The sequence below is a fragment of the Aliihoeflea sp. PC F10.4 genome (genome assembly GCF_054612275.1).
In genome coordinates, this window is record NZ_JBTSWH010000001.1 from 344,575 (window position 1) to 358,997 (window position 14,423).

At 63.1% G+C, this 14,423-nt stretch carries 15 protein-coding genes; all 15 read right to left on the minus strand.

The annotated features are described in order from the left end of the window. Positions 1-4: 4 nt before the first annotated feature. Positions 5-1,426: a flagellar hook-associated protein FlgK gene (flgK, locus tag ACX82Z_RS01620; RefSeq protein ID WP_459586409.1), complete on the minus strand. Its 1,422-nt coding sequence runs from the start codon at positions 1,424-1,426 to the stop codon at positions 5-7. A 32-nt stretch (positions 1,427-1,458) separates the two neighbouring features. Further along, positions 1,459-2,595, minus strand: a complete 1,137-nt coding sequence (locus tag ACX82Z_RS01625; protein WP_459586410.1) for a flagellar hook protein FlgE — start codon at positions 2,593-2,595, stop codon at positions 1,459-1,461. A gap of 88 nt (positions 2,596-2,683) precedes the next feature. Continuing rightward, positions 2,684-3,352, minus strand: a complete 669-nt coding sequence (locus ACX82Z_RS01630; protein ID WP_459586411.1) for a response regulator transcription factor — start codon at positions 3,350-3,352, stop codon at positions 2,684-2,686. Positions 3,353-3,500: 148 nt separating this feature from the next. Then, a complete protein-coding gene (locus ACX82Z_RS01635) occupies positions 3,501-4,754 on the minus strand; it encodes a flagellar hook-length control protein FliK (protein ID WP_459586412.1) in 1,254 nt (417 codons plus the stop codon). A gap of 23 nt (positions 4,755-4,777) precedes the next feature. Further along, the gene (locus ACX82Z_RS01640; RefSeq protein ID WP_459586413.1) at positions 4,778-5,905 is read right to left on the minus strand and encodes a chemotaxis protein; all 1,128 of its coding nucleotides are present in this window, start codon (positions 5,903-5,905) and stop codon (positions 4,778-4,780) included. Further along, positions 5,902-7,131 carry a MotB family protein gene (locus ACX82Z_RS01645; RefSeq protein ID WP_459586414.1) on the minus strand — a complete coding sequence of 410 codons (1,230 nt, stop codon included), beginning with the start codon at positions 7,129-7,131 and terminating at the stop codon, positions 5,902-5,904. The genes ACX82Z_RS01640 and ACX82Z_RS01645 overlap by 4 nt, the downstream gene beginning before the upstream one ends. Continuing rightward, complete coding sequence (locus tag ACX82Z_RS01650; protein WP_459586415.1) at positions 7,128-7,754, minus strand: hypothetical protein; 627 nt, start codon at positions 7,752-7,754, stop codon at positions 7,128-7,130. Before ACX82Z_RS01650 ends, ACX82Z_RS01645 begins: the two co-directional genes overlap by 4 nt. Then, a complete protein-coding gene (gene fliF / locus ACX82Z_RS01655; RefSeq protein WP_459586416.1) occupies positions 7,754-9,373 on the minus strand; it encodes a flagellar basal-body MS-ring/collar protein FliF in 1,620 nt (539 codons plus the stop codon). The genes ACX82Z_RS01650 and fliF overlap by 1 nt, the downstream gene beginning before the upstream one ends. Positions 9,374-9,491: 118 nt before the next feature. Continuing rightward, positions 9,492-10,274 (minus strand): flagellin N-terminal helical domain-containing protein, encoded by a 783-nt coding sequence (locus ACX82Z_RS01660; protein WP_459586417.1) that lies wholly within the window; start codon positions 10,272-10,274, stop codon positions 9,492-9,494. Between the two features lie 170 nt (positions 10,275-10,444). After that, positions 10,445-11,179: a flagellar type III secretion system pore protein FliP gene (gene fliP, locus ACX82Z_RS01665; RefSeq protein WP_459586418.1), complete on the minus strand. Its 735-nt coding sequence runs from the start codon at positions 11,177-11,179 to the stop codon at positions 10,445-10,447. Next, entirely contained in the window at positions 11,176-11,664 is a 489-nt protein-coding gene (locus tag ACX82Z_RS01670; protein WP_459586419.1) for a flagellar basal body-associated FliL family protein, read from the minus strand. Before ACX82Z_RS01670 ends, fliP begins: the two co-directional genes overlap by 4 nt. An 11-nt stretch (positions 11,665-11,675) precedes the next feature. Then, on the minus strand, positions 11,676-12,380 hold the full coding sequence (flgH, locus tag ACX82Z_RS01675) for a flagellar basal body L-ring protein FlgH (RefSeq protein ID WP_459586420.1): 705 nt from the start codon (positions 12,378-12,380) through the stop codon (positions 11,676-11,678). After that, complete coding sequence (locus tag ACX82Z_RS01680; RefSeq protein WP_459586421.1) at positions 12,377-12,856, minus strand: MotE family protein; 480 nt, start codon at positions 12,854-12,856, stop codon at positions 12,377-12,379. The genes flgH and ACX82Z_RS01680 overlap by 4 nt, the downstream gene beginning before the upstream one ends. Positions 12,857-12,862: 6 nt before the next feature. Continuing rightward, entirely contained in the window at positions 12,863-13,966 is a 1,104-nt protein-coding gene (locus tag ACX82Z_RS01685) for a flagellar basal body P-ring protein FlgI (RefSeq protein WP_459586422.1), read from the minus strand. Beyond that, a complete protein-coding gene (gene flgA, locus ACX82Z_RS01690; RefSeq protein WP_459586423.1) occupies positions 13,963-14,421 on the minus strand; it encodes a flagellar basal body P-ring formation chaperone FlgA in 459 nt (152 codons plus the stop codon). The genes ACX82Z_RS01685 and flgA overlap by 4 nt, the downstream gene beginning before the upstream one ends. Between the last annotated feature and the right edge of the window lie 2 nt (positions 14,422-14,423).

Here is a 14,423-nt window from a genome sequence, read left to right on the forward strand (position 1 = left end):
CGGATTACCTCACGGTCGCCATCAGCGTCGCCAGCATTTCATTGGCGACTTGAAGCAGTTTGGCCGACGCGGCATATGATTGTTCGAGGTCGAGAAGCCGGGCGAGTTCCTCGTCGATATTCACGCCCGTCTTGTTCGACAGCGCTTCGGAGGTGCGGGCGAGCATCGCCGCCTTCTTCTCGCCGGCCACGGACGACAATTTGCGTCCGTCTTCCAGCCAGGAAATAGAGCCGGTCGCGAAGTCCGACAGGCTCGCCGCGCCCGTTATTCCGGTATCCGGATCGAAGCTGCCAGTCGCAGAAAACATATCGATGAAGCGCTGAATCTGGCCGGTGTATCCGGCATGGCCGTCAGGGTTGGCAGCGCCGGCTACGCCGTCACGCAGCGCGAGCGGATTGTCGCGATAGGCGGTGTTGACCTGGATGAGCCCGGCCAGTCCTTCGACCGGACCACCGGGTATCTGGTCCGCATTGCCGGACCACGTGAAGAGGCCGGCAGCATCGCCGCCCTGTTCCTCGGAAAACCCGGCAATCAGCCCACGCGCGATTTCGTCGAGCTGCATTTGCAAGGTGGGTGCGATTTCGTCGCGCAGTTGCATCAGCGCGCCGAGCGAGCCACCGCCGTCGGTGTCGCTGCCGTTGCCCGAAACAAGCTCTATGCCGCCGATGAAAACGCCATTGCCCACGGTGCCGGGCGCGTGGATCGGTGTCGGCTCGAACGTCACTTCGCGGGCGACCGTTTCGAAAAGGGTGATGCCGTCGCGCGAGAAAACGACCATCTCGTTGTCGCCGCGCACATGGGTCGTGACGGGCACGAGTTCGGCGATCTGCTTGACGATTGCATCGCGCTGGTCGAGCGCTTCTGATGCGTCGCGCTTCAGGCGCGTTGCGGTAACGACGTCGCCATTGGTCTTTTCGAGATCGGCGAGCAGCGTGTTGAGACGGTCGGCGGACTGCTTGATCTCGAGATCGGCGTCGGTGCGCAGCTTCTGGATCGCGGCGCTGCCTTCGTTCAGCGAGCGCACGACGTCTCCTGCCGCGTTTACGGCTCCTTGCGCGAGATTCCGGTCGCCGGGCGAGGCGGAGAATGTCTGCAACGCCGTTTGGAGCGCGCCCATGCGCATCGCGGGCGAGGTCGCGTTATCGACGCCGTTGACCGATACGGAGAGGCGATCGAAGCCGGCCATCAGCGTGCTTTGGGCATGCCAGGCGGACAATGCGTTCGTGTTCTGGCGCATCAGGGCGGCGTCGGCCGCGCGTGTGATGGAGACGATACGCGCGCCGGGAGCGGTGCTGATGAGCGCCGCGTCCCTGCGCGTGTAATCGGTGTTGTAGACGTTGGTGATGTTGCGGGAAATGACGCTCGTCTGTCGCGACGTGTTCGCCAGCGACGATTGTGCGGTATAAAGGACGGACGATAACGACATTTTCCCACTTTCGCCGGGCGGTCAGCCCGCTTCTAACGCTTCAGATTGACAAGGACGTCCAGAAGCTCGGAACCGGTCTGGAAGACCTTGGAGTTGGCCGTGTAGTTGCGTTGGGACTCGATCATCGAGGTCAGTTCCTCGGCAATATCGACATTGGAGCCTTCAAGCGCGCCGGAAACGATCTTGCCGTAATTGCCGCTGTCGGCCAATCCGAGCGTGCTTTCGCCCGTGCGCTGGTTTTCCTGGAAGACGTTGCCCGCGATCACGGTGAGGTTGTCGGGGCTGGCAACGCGGGCCAGCGGTATCTGGAACAGGAAGCGTGACGCGCCCGTATCGCTCAGGGCGGTTACGCGTCCATCGACGCCGATCTCAAGTTCGTCCGGGGTGCCGGCCGGAAAACCGTCTACGGAGGCCGGTAGGGCTTCGTAAGCGGTCGCAAGCTGCGTCGTCGCGCCCAGATCGAAGGTGACCTGCTGACCGGTCGCGGCGTCCACCACGACCTGAACCGGACCGACCGGCGGCGTGAGGGTTCCGCTTTCGTCGAATGCGAAGGTCAGCGTCTCGTCGCCGACATCGACTTCCCATTCATTGTCGCCGGTCTTGCGATATTCCAGTTCCACTGGAATTTGCTGGCCCTGACCGCCATAGACAGTAACGGTCCGGGTGAAGGTCGTGCCGATCTCGGCTTGTGAGGGCAGGTTCGCGGTGATGGTCGCGCTGGTGGAGGCGGCAGCGCTCGGCGTCGTCCTGTCGACCTGAGCGCGTTCGAGCGTTCCGTTGGTGTTCGCGGCCATCAGGTAGAAGCCGGCCGCATTGACCATGTAGCCGTCTTTGTCCTCGACGAAGGAGCCGGCACGGGTGAGGAACCTGTTGACGCCGCCTGCGTCCGTCACGACGAAGAAGCCATCGCCCTGCACTGCAAGGTCCAGCGCGGAATTGGTGAACTGGAGAAGACCCTGATCGCCGATCGCCGTGCGGATCGTGGTCTTGACCGCGCCCGAGCTGTAGCTGCCCTGACTGCTCGGCAATACGAGCGTGGAAAATTCCGTCGAGGAGCGCTTGTAGCCGGTCGTGCCCGAATTCGCGATGTTGTCTGCGACCGTGCCGAGCCTGTTCGACTGCGCGTTCATGCCCGATACGCCGGTGCGCATCATTCCGTAAAGGCTCATTTCGGTTTCTCCGATGTTCGCGATCTGCCTTCGGCCATCATGCAACCATCGGCTTGCGCGAGCCTGACGGCTGGAACGTTTGACGTTCTCAGCCGATGAGCTGGTAGCCGAGGAAACGCTTGGAATCGATGGGGTCTTCGCCGAGCCGCTCGCGCAATTTCTTGCGCAATTTCGAGATATGGCTTTCCACGACGTTCTCCTCGACGTCTTCGTCGAACACGCCGTAAATCGCGTTGAAGATCTGTGTCTTGGTGACCCGGCGGCCGTTGTTGCACGCCAGATATTCAAGGATACGCCGCTCGCGGCGCGGCAGCGGCAAGGGCTGACCGGCAACCTGAGGATCGCGACCGTCGAGGAAGATGCGCAGCTGACCGATGTCGGTGTAGGTCGCCTCGTCCTGAGCACGGCGGCGAATGGCAGCGATGCGCGCCAGAATTTCGCGGATGTGGATCGGCTTGCGCACGACATCGTCGACGCCCGCCTCGAAGAGCTTCAGCGTATTTTCGAGCGAGGGCTGCTCCGACAGGGCGATGACCGGCGCGCTGGTGCGGTCGCGAATGCGGGCGGGCGAGGCGATCTCGGTATCGCAATCGCCCAGAAGCACCGCGCGCACGGCTCCGATGTCGTCATCGGCCGCGCTGGCGACCCAGTCGCCGAATTCACGCGCGCCGAAGCCGACGCTCGCCACACCTTCCCTGTTGAAAAGTGAATTATAGCCGTCCTTTACCAGGTCGCGCTCATCCACGATCACTATCATCGGCCCGCCTCCGAATCACTGATTAAATCTCGCACGTTATGGTTAACGCTTCGTGCGAATCGGGGCCAACCTCGAAATCTTATAGGTAGGAATTGGGGATTCGGGCGCAGGCGCTTTAAGCCGCCCGCCCGCTATTCGTCAGCCGGCTCTAGATGAAAACGCCCGCACGGTCAGGTGTTGCGCGAATATCGCGTTCTTCAATCTGCGCAGTTTCGCCTCGCGCGCTCCCATTGCGCTGATCGCGGCCCGTGTCGCGGCCGGACGCATCATCGGCGAAGCGCTCGTTCCGTTCGAAATTTCCGGCCTGCTGATCGGGCTGTTGTGCTGCCGGTTGCGACGATTGCGTGACCGTTACCCGGTCGACTTCGATGCCCAGGCCGCGCAGGGCCTTGACGATGTCGTTGCTGTCGGTCGCGAGCCGCGTAGCGGCATCGCGGGTCTCGGTCTGAAGTTCGACGGCCATCGCGCCGCCTTGCAGCGAGAGCTTTGCGGTCACCATGCCGAGTTCAAGCGGGTGCAACTGTATCCGCAAAATCCGCATCGGCTCGCTCGCTTGCTGCTGCATCAGCGTCGGTGTCACCGGCCGCGCCGGTTCAGGGGCCGCCTCGCTCAATGCCGCGATGACGGTGCGTGCCGGTGTTTGAAGTTCGAGCGCGGGAGCGGGGACCGTCTGAAGGGAAACCGACCCTATCGCCGGGGCAGGGGCGCGCAGAGCGTTCGTGTCGGTCTGGCTATCGAGCCGCTCCAGAGCCGTCCGAACTTTGAGGTCCGGCTTCCGGTCGTTTGTCGGCTCGACCGCGATCATGGTCGAAGCCTCGTTGGACCGGAACTGCGCAATCGAAAGATTCTCGACTGTCGCCGCCGTCCGCTCGCCCAACGGCCGTCGTACTTTTTCGCCATCGATCAACCGCGTTTCGCTGCGAGCCGGTGTAACTGCGATCTGGGAAGCGATATTCGAACCGTCGTCACCATCTGGTGCAGTCTTCGACGAGACCACCGGAATTGAGATATCCGTACCGTCGTCTACCGACGGAATGATCTCATCTGTGGGGGTGGTTTTGTCGCCGCTCTCGGACGCAGCGCGTCCAGGCATGCGCAGTGCAAGCCAGTCGATGCCGATACGCTCAAAAAGTCGAAGCGGTGCGGACGGCGTCTGGTCGTCGACGTGGTCGGTGATGCTATCCGCATCGCCGAGCCCCGGTTCGGTCTTTAGATCCATGTTCATCGCGTCGGGGTCGAGCTTGTCACCCAACGGATCGAGGGCCGCGATTTCGTCGTCGACGAGTAGGTTTCCCGCATCGCGAATATTCAATCCGTCGCGTTCAAGAATATCGCCGAAACCTCGCTCGTCGGTGTTCTTGCCGAGATGCCTTGCATCGGTCGAACGGGTGGGCTGAGGCATGATAGCGATATCGTTGAGACGCATCAGTTCGAGCCCTCCAGAAGACGATCGATCGCGCTGAGCTTCGCGCGCGTCGAGGTGATGTAGGTTTCGGTGTCGTCGGGCGCTTCGACGGTTGCATAGGCAGGCGCATTCGAGGCCGAAGGTAGTTCGACCACGCGGCGTGCGACATCGGTCGCGGCATCGAGAAGCGCGCGGTCGCTCTGCGAAAGGCGTACGCGGTCTATCGACTGTAAAGTCGAAAGCGTTTCGGCAACGCGAGGTTCGCCGACGCCTGCGATATTGGAATAGAGCAGCGCGCGCGGGTCATCGGCGGGTGCCTCGCCGGAAAGACCTTCCGCAAATGCGATCATGGCCGGATCGTTGCTGATCGCAGCCTGCCGCGCCATGCGCAACGCAATCGTCTCGGCCTGTTCGCGGCTCATCCATGACAGGATGTCGGCCATCTTTGCCGCGTCGAGTTCGGCGTATATGGTGGCCATTCCCGAGACAAGCGTTTCAGCGAACTGGCTGGCATAGGGCGAGCGCAGGAAGCGCCTGACATAGACGGACGCCGTGCGCGAGAAGATTTCCGCGTCCGCGATCGTGACGGATATCTGGAGCGAGCGACGCAGCGCGGCTTCCTCGACGAGCGTGCCGGGCGCAAGGAGCCTCGCCGTCTCCAGATCGGCGAGCGCATCGGTCGCTCGTTCGCCGGTGCGCACCGTTCCGCGAATGAGCGCGACGAACGGTGCATGGTCGCCGAGAGATCGAAGTTCGAGCGCATCGAGACGCGCCTGCGCGTTCGCGAAATCGCCGCCGAGATAGGCGCGGATCGCATTGGCGAGCGGCTCGACCGGATGCTCCGGATCGAGTTTCGAAAACGCCACCGCCACGGTCACGGGGTTTCCGCCGCTCATGGCGTAAATCAAAAGCGCGGACAGGTTCTTCGGATCGGCGAAATCCTCGGCCGTTGCCGAGCGCAAGCGTTCGTCGGCCATTTCCAGAAGCTTGCGCTGCATGGGCAGTGCCGCATGGTCGCCATTGGCGATGCGATCCTGCACATGCTCAAGCGAGCGGATCATCTGGAACGGCTGCAACGGCGAACTCGCTTCCGCTGCCCAGAAGGGCGCGGCGGCGGCCAGCAACGCGATTATCAGCGCCCTTTTCATCCCTCGACCTCGAGAAGGATTTCGATGCGCCGGTTGACGCCGTCATATGGATCTTCGGGGTTCTTTAAATCCCTGTCGGCGAAACCGGAGACCTCCGCGATGCGGGTCTCGTCGAGACCACCCCGCACAAGCATGTAATAGGCCGAGTGTGCGCGCGCGCTCGACAGGCGCCAATTGTCGTATTCGGCGCTGCGGAACGGGCGACCGTCGGTATGCCCCTTCACCGCAACTTTCCCGGGACGCGCCTCCAGCGCCGCGCCTACCTTTTCCATCGCACGCACGAGTTCGCCGATCGGCACGGCCGAACCGACCTGGAACATGCCGTATTCCATGTCGTCGGTCAGGGAAATCAAAATGCCCTGGTCGACTGCCGTGACGCTGATCGATTCATTGAGCTGGCTGTCTTCGCCGAAGGCATCGGACAAATCGGCGCGCAGCGACTGCGCCAGTTGCTCGACGCCATTTTCACCGGCAGGCTCAGTGGCAGCAGCCGTCTCGACCTCGTCGTCCGTATCCGCAGGTTCGAATGCGACGGTTTCGGCGACAGGTGCCTGTTCGGTTTCCTGAACTGCCGCAGTCTCGGGCAGGGGTGGTGCCGGGTCCTCGAACGCCAGCGGCTCGGCGGCCGGGACCGGCGGAACGGCGACCTGTTCGGACCAGAAGTCGGGTGCGAAAGGATCGCGATAGGATTCGCCGCCCTGTGCGCCGGTTGCCGGTCCCGATATCTGCGCGCCGCCATCGCCACGTGCCGACACGTTCTGCAAGGTCGACGTCTGCTGCGCGATTTCCGCGAGAACCGCGAACGGGTCCGAAAACAGGTTCGCATCGCTTGTCTGGTCGTCATTGTCGTATTGGCCGGGCGCATTTCCGTGTTGCGCCGGCCCGGCGTTCTGGCTGCGATCGCCGGCCGGATTTTCGTTCTGCCAGCCGACCGTTCCCTCGACGGCCTCCTGGGGCTGTCCATCGCTTTGCGCATCCGGCGTGGAACGCTGGGGCATTGGATCGTCCAGCCGCATCGGGTTGAAATAGCTTGCGACGGCAGCCTTGGTCTCCTCCGTGGTGGCGTTGACGAGCCACATGACGAGGAAGAAACACATCATCGCGGTCATGAAATCGGCAAAAGCGATCTTCCACACACCGCCATGATGGCCGTGGTCGTCATCGCCGCCGCGTCTCTTGACGATGATGATCTCGCGCTTGGAATCGTCGCCGTCGGGCATCGTCATGAGAGCGCCTCCGTGAGCGCGCCGGACCATTCGGCAAGCCGCGTTTCATAAACGGTTTCGTCGATCTGAACGGAGATGTCCGCCGTCGGGGCTTCGATGAAACGCATGCGGTCGGCCTCATCGCCCATGGCTGCGCGGAGCGGTTCGTAGAGCGCAGCAGGCCCACGGACCGTGATCTTGACCGCTTCGGCATCTTCAAGAGCAGTTTGCAAGACGTCCTTCATTCTTGCCACCGAACGCGTGCGCAGGTCGTCGGACAGGACGCCCGACAAAAGGCGTGCTGCCGATGCCGTCGTCAGTTCGGTCAGCCTGCCTTCAAGCTCGGCAAAACGGGTGGCGATCGCTTCGCCCATAGCCACGGCAAAATCCTGCGAGGCGGTCTTGAGTTCTGCGCTGTGCGTTTCAGCAAGCGTTTCCAGTTCGGCCGCATGATGAGATTGCAGCTTGGTCGTGACACGCGCTTCCGCTTCGGCTACGGCCTCGTCAAGACGGGCCTGCCATTCGGCGTCGCTCGTTTGCGGGACGATCGGCGCGGGCTGCAAGCGTGACGGCTTCGGCGCGAAGGCCGCGACAGGTGCGCGGCTGAAATCCGGCAGGGCTTCGGCAAGCGAGCGGTGGCGCATTATGCGGCCTCCTTATGCGCCCATTTGCGCAGGATGAGTGCGGTCCGCTCCTCGTTGAGGTCGACCATCCGGGCAAGACGCTCCTGCGGATTGGGCCTGAGTTTGCGTCGCAGATCGTCCGACACGTTGGAGGTTGCCGGGCCTGGAAGGGCCTGTGCGGCCTGTGTCTCGTCAGGCGCAGGAAGGCTGTTCTGCACCTCCTCGAATGACGGTTCGGTGCGTTCCTGCTGTTTCGTCAGAGCCGTCATCAGCGGGCGCAGTCCGAAGAACGAAAGCAGGAAGACGACGACGACGAAGGCGAGCGCATTGATCATGGTGCCGGTGTGACGGCCCGCCGCCTCCAGCCAGCTCTGGGTGATCGGCTCGACGCCGGCAAGACCGTCCATGAACTCGACCGACGAAACGGTGATCACGTCGCCGCGCTCCTCGCTGAAGCCCGTCGCGGAGGCGACCACGCTGCGGATTTCGGCGATGCGGGCGTCGATCTGCTCGGCACTTGCGTTCTCGCCCAGAACGGCGGCGATGCGCGCCTGGTTGACGACGACGGCAATCGACAGTTTCGAGACCGAATAGCCGTTCGAAACGGTCGCAATGCGCTTGGAGTTGATCTCGTAGTTCGTGGTCTCTTCACGACGTTCGCGCTGCTCGGAAGATTCGGGACCTGCGCCGGGCGAAGCCTGTTCCTCCGGCAGGTTCTGCTGCACCGAAGTCGACGGTGAGGCTTCGCGCTGGTTCGACTGGTCGTTGGTACGCACGACCTGCATGGAGCGCTCGACGCGCGATTCGGGGTCGAAGATCGTTTCCTCGATCTGACGCGCGTCGGTGTTGATCTCGGCGCGCACGGAAGCGCGGAAATTGTCGTTGCCGAGATAAGGCGCAAGCGCGCGGCGGATATTGTCCTCGACCTGGCCTTCGACGGAACGCTCGATGCCGAGCGAACGGGTCAGCGCCATATTGTTGGGATCATCGCCGGCGGCCAGAAGCGTGCCGGACGAATCAAGGACCGTCACGTCCTCGACGGAAAGGCCGGGCACCGCTGCGGACACCATGTGGCGGATCGACATCGCCGCCTGCGTTGCATTGCCGCCTTCTGCGCGGATGACGACCGATGCGGAGGGGCGCTGTTCCTCGCGGCGGAAATTGGCGCGCTCGGACATGACGATATGGACGCGCGCGGCCTTGACGCCTGCGATCGACTGGATCGTGCGGGCAATCTCGCCTTCGAGGGCGCGAACGCGCGTGACCTGCTGCATGAAGGAAGTGAGGCCGAACGAGCCGACATTGTCGAAAAGCTCGTAGCCGGCATTGGTCGAGGTCGGCAGGCCGCGCTCTGCGAGCAGCATGCGCGCCTGTCCGGTGCGGCCGATGGGCACGAGGACCGACGTACCGTCGCTTGCGGCATCGAAGGGAATGCCGTTTTCGCCGAGCACCATGCCGATCTGGTTCACGTCGCCGCGATCGAGCCCGACATAGAGCGTCTCGTAGGTCGGCTTGTTCAGATAGATCGATGCGATGATGATTGTCGCGACGATGAAGGCGCCGACGCCGCCCATAATGGCGAGCTTTTGCGGCCCGAAAGCCTTGAGATTGTCGAGAAGGGTATTGAGCTGTTCGGGCAAGGGTCGCGCGCTCCGGGAATGCGGGTTGCGATGACCTTAGATTTTCAAGCTTGTGCGAAAATGAAATCGGGCCGCGACATGCGCGGCCCGATCCCGGAGGTCAGAAGTCTTGAAGCTCTTAGCGGAAGAGCGACAGGATCGACTGCGAGTTCTGGTTGGCGATCGACAGCGCCTGGATGCCGAGCTGCTGCTGCGTCTGCAGAGCCGAAAGGCGAGCCGACTCGGCGTTCATGTCGGCGTCGACGAGAACACCCACGCCGCGATCGATGGCGTCCATCAGCTTGCCGGTGAAGGCGAGCTGCGAGTCGATGCGGGCCTTGGAGGCACCGAGCGTGGCGGCAGCGCCGCGCATCGCGTCAAGAGCGGTTTCAGCCGAGGCTGCGTCGGTGATGCCGCCGACTTCGCCTTCCATGTCGTAGGCAGCGACCGTCAGCGTATCGACAGCGCCCGAACCCTTGACGTAGCCGCTGACGACGGTCAGATCTGCACCTGCAGCGGAAAGGAGGTTCTGGCCTTCGAAGTCGGCTGCCAGTGCGATGGTTTCGACCTGCGAGACCAGCTCGGCGATTTCGTCGTCGATGGCGTCGGTGTCAACGCCGCCCTGTTCGCGGGCGATGTACTTCGCGAGGATCTGCTCGGTGAGCTTGATGCCCTCTTCGAGACCGGTGACGGCGGTGTCGACGACTGCGGCGCCGAAGCCAAGCGAGTCCTTGACGGCCTGATTGACGCTGTTCTGCGCCTTCATGCCGGTTGCGATCGACCAGTAAGCCGCGTTGTCCGAAGCGGTCGAAACGCGCTCGCCGGTGGCGATGCGGTTCTGCGTCGTCGCGAGATTCTTGTTGGTGCTCTGCAGCGTCTGGAGAGCGGTCATCGCGGAGGTATTGGTGAGAAGGCTAGACATTTTCTAGTGCCCCTTGTGTGTACGAAAAACTACGGGACATACCGGGCTTTCACCGGCGCGGCGGAATCGGCATCATGCCTCGCGATACACCCCTCTAGGGATCGGTCCGTCGTGCGTGACCGATTCATAGGGGGCAGATGTTAACGAGGTGTGTCAGTTCGAAATAATATTCAGGCGATCGAGCGCACGAGCGAGCCGACAAGCAGGTTCCACCCGTCGATCAGGACGAAGAAGAGGATCTTGAACGGTAGCGCGACGACGGTCGGCGGCAGCATCATCATGCCCATCGCCATGGTGATCGTCGCGACAATCAGGTCGATGACCAGAAACGGCAGAACGATCAGGAAACCGATCTCGAACCCGCGCCTGATCTCGGAAATCAGAAAGGCGGGAACGAGGATGCGCATGTCGACCACTTCACCTTCGGCGATTGCCTGTCCGCGCTCGGCCGCAAGATCGGCGAAGAGTGCAAGGTCCTGCGCGCGCACGTTGCGCAGCATGAAGGCGCGGAACGGCTCGGCGATTTCCGAGACGGCTTCCTCCTCGGTGATCTCATTGTTGATCAGCGGCTGAAGTCCGTTCTGCCAGGCTTGATCGAAGGTTGGAGACATGACGTAGAACGTCATGAACAGCGACAATGAAATCAAAATCAGATTGGCTGGCGTCGTCGGCAGCCCCATTCCGGCGCGCAGGATCGACAGTGCGATGACGAAGCGGGTGAAGCTCGTCACCATGATGAGGATACCCGGCGCAAGCGACAGGACCGTCAATATCCCGAAAAGCTGGATGATGGTGCCGACCGTCGAACCTTCCGCGCCGCCGGTGATCGCACCTAGATCGAGTGTCTGGGCCTCGGCCGGAGCGACAAGCCACAGGAAGGCGAAAGCGAGGGCGAGAAGTTTCATTCGAACAGCATCGTCCGGATGAGAACGCCCTTCACCTTTCCTTCGGAGCGGACGCGCGCAATCTCTTCAAGATCGGCCTTGAAGTGACGATAGCCCGATGCACCTTCGATCTGGTACGGCTTGACGCTGCGCAGGAAAGCGAAAATGTCCTGATGCACCTGTTCGCCGATGCGCTCGTCGACGAGTTCATCGAATAGAAGCGATGCTTCGAGCCGAACCCAGACATCCGCCGGTTCGGCCAGCGCAGTCGTCATCGCCGGCAGCGGATAAAGCGCCAGCGCTGTTTCGAATTCGCTCGAAGCGGCGTGCGCGGCAGCTTCTGCGGCATCCGCTTTCGCCGCGCCGGCTTCTGCGCCGAGCATGTTGCCGAGGAACCAGCCGCCGCCGATCGCGCCGGCCGTCAGCACGAGCAGGACAGCGCCCGTGACGAGGAGCGAGCCGCCTTTTTTTGTGGCCGGCGTCTGATCTTCGATTGCAAGTGTCACGGCTGTCTTTCCTAGAACGGCAATATGACGTCGGAGACCTGCTGGCCCCATGTCGGCTGCTGGACTTCGGACAGCCGTCCGCGTCCGCCATAAGAGACACGCGCCTCGGCGATGCGGTCATAGGCGATGGTGTTGCCTGCGCTGATGTCGGACGGGCGCACGATGCCGGCGATGGTCAGGATGCGCAGTTCGGCGTTCACGCGCACCTCCTGCGATCCCATGATCATGAGGTTGCCGTTCGGCAGCACGTCGGTGACGACTGCGGCGACCCGCATGTCGATCCGCTCCGAACGTGTCGTCGATCCGCGCCCCTCGCTGCGGCTGTTTCCGGCCGCCGTCAGGTCCAGCCCACCGCCTGTGCCTGCACCCTCCCAATCCGCACTGCCCGACAAGCCCATCGAGCGCGCCGAAGTGCGGCGGCGATCTGATTCGTTGTTGAGGTCGGCGCGGTCGTTGATCGTGATCAGGACCGTCAGGATGTCGCCATTGTCGAGTGCGCGTGCGTCGGTGAAGAGCCGGCTCTGGCGGTCGTCCCACAACGAGGAGCGGCGTACCTCGGGAGAGGGTGGATTGGGATAGGTCATGGTCTGGCGGGTGCCCGAAACCATGCCGTAGCCGACAGGCGTCAGCTTAGGTTCCTTGCCGAGCTCGGCAGTCTGCGAACACCCGGCGAGAACGAGAACGGAAAGAACGGCAGCGCCGTGAAGCAGGCTCATGACGGGTCCTTCGGGCGTGCGGCACTGGCCATGACGCTGGTCACGCCGGCGGCCGCCTTGGTTTCCATTTCGTTCATGATGATGCCGGCGCGGCGCGCATCGAGCTTCATCAAAATACCGGCCGCCATTTCGGGGCCAAGCTCGGTCAGGCGCTCGGCGGCAGCGTCGGGGCGCATGCGGCCATAGATGTCGACGACATTGTCCTGCGCCCGTGCGAGGAAGGTTTCGCGGCGGCGCAGCCATTCCTCGTATTCTGCGCGTTTTTCTTCGAGAGCCTCGATGCGCGCGTCGATTTCGGCCTGAAGCTTGCGCAACTCCTCCGCCTGAAGCGCATAGCGCTGGTCGCGCGCGGCGTCGGCGATGTTGGTGCAAAAGCGCTCTACGTCGTCGGACAGGACTGGAGTTTCCTGCGTCGCGGCGGGGCCGGCGGCGATCAAAAGGCCGAACATGACGGTGGCGAGAGGAAGATGTCTCATGGCGACCTACTGCACCACCAGTTCGGCCTGCAACGCGCCGGCGGACTTGATGCCCTGAAGGATGGAGATGATGCCGTCCGGCCGCACGCCCAAGCGGTTGAGGCCGGCGACCAGCGTTTCGAGGTTCGGCCCGTCGAGAAGCGCGACCTGCGAATCAGGCTGCTCGACCTCGATCTGGGTGAAATCCTCGATCGCGGTCCGTCCGTCGGTGAAGGGGTCCGGCTGCACGACCTGCGGCATTTCGGTGATGCGAACGGTCAATGTGCCGTGGCTGATCGCCACGCGCGCGATCTTGACGTCCTGGCCGATGACGATCGTGCCTGTGCGCTCGTCGATCACGACGCGCGCCGGCGTGTCGGTCTGGATGGCGAGGTTTTCGATCTCGGCGTAAAAGCGTGCGGTCGAGACGTTCTGCGGACGCGTAATCGTGACCGTTCGCGCATCCTGCTCGGCTGCGACCGCCGTGCCGAAGCGCTGGCGCGCATAGGCGTTGATCGCGTCGGTGATGCGAATTGCCGTCGAGAAGTCCGGATTGCGTAGCTGCAAAGTCAGTGTCGCGTCGCCATTGAAGGAGCCGGGCACCTCGCGTTCGACGATCGCGCCGTTCGGCACGCGCCCGGCGGTGGGAACGCCCTGCGTCAGCGTTTCGGCAGCGCCCTGCGCTGCGAAACCGGAGACGATCACGCCGCCTTGCGCGACGGCGTAGATGTCGCCGTCAGGCGCGCGCAGCGGCGTCATGACCAGAGTTCCGCCTTGCAGCGAGGCTGCGTCGCCCATGGACGAAACCGTCACATCGATGCGCGAGCCGGACTGGACGAAGGCGGGCAGGTTCGCTGTGACGATGACCGCCGCGACATTGCGCGAGCGCGCCGAACTGCCCTGTGACGCGATGCCGAGATTTTCCAGCATGGCGCGGATCGACTGTTCCGTGAACGGCGAGTTGCGCAGGGAATCGCCGGAGCCTTGCAGACCGATGACGAGACCGTATCCGACAAGCTGGTTGTCGCGCGCGCTTTGCAGCGTCGCTACGTCCTTGATGCGCGAATTGGCGCCTGCCGGAAGCGTGAAAGCTGCAAGGACCGCAAGGGCAATGAGGAAAAGCCGCTTCATGATGCCGATACCCGCACGGTGCCATCCGCCATCACGACGCCGGAAACGATTTGTCCCGAATCCAGGTTGCGGACGCGCACGATGTCGCCGGCCGAGCCGGGCTGAAGCGGCACGCCGGTCACGGAAATCGTCAGTGGGCCGTGGACGAAGCGCATTTCGACGGGCTTTCCCGCCTCCACGACATAAGCGTCGCGCAATGCGGCGTTGAACACCATGCGGCCGGGAAGGAGCGTGTTGCGCGCAACCTTGCCCGCAAACTGGTCGAGATCGAGCGCATAGATCGCGGGGTTCGGCAGATTGCGGCGCAGCGGTACGATTTCGAGCGCGTCGGCGCTGACTTCCTGGCCCGGATAGATGACGCGCGTCGGCACCACGACCGTCTCCTGCGCGGCGACAAGGCCGGGCAGGATGAAGGCGAGGGCGGCGATTGCGATGCCTGTGACGCGACGGCGCATGA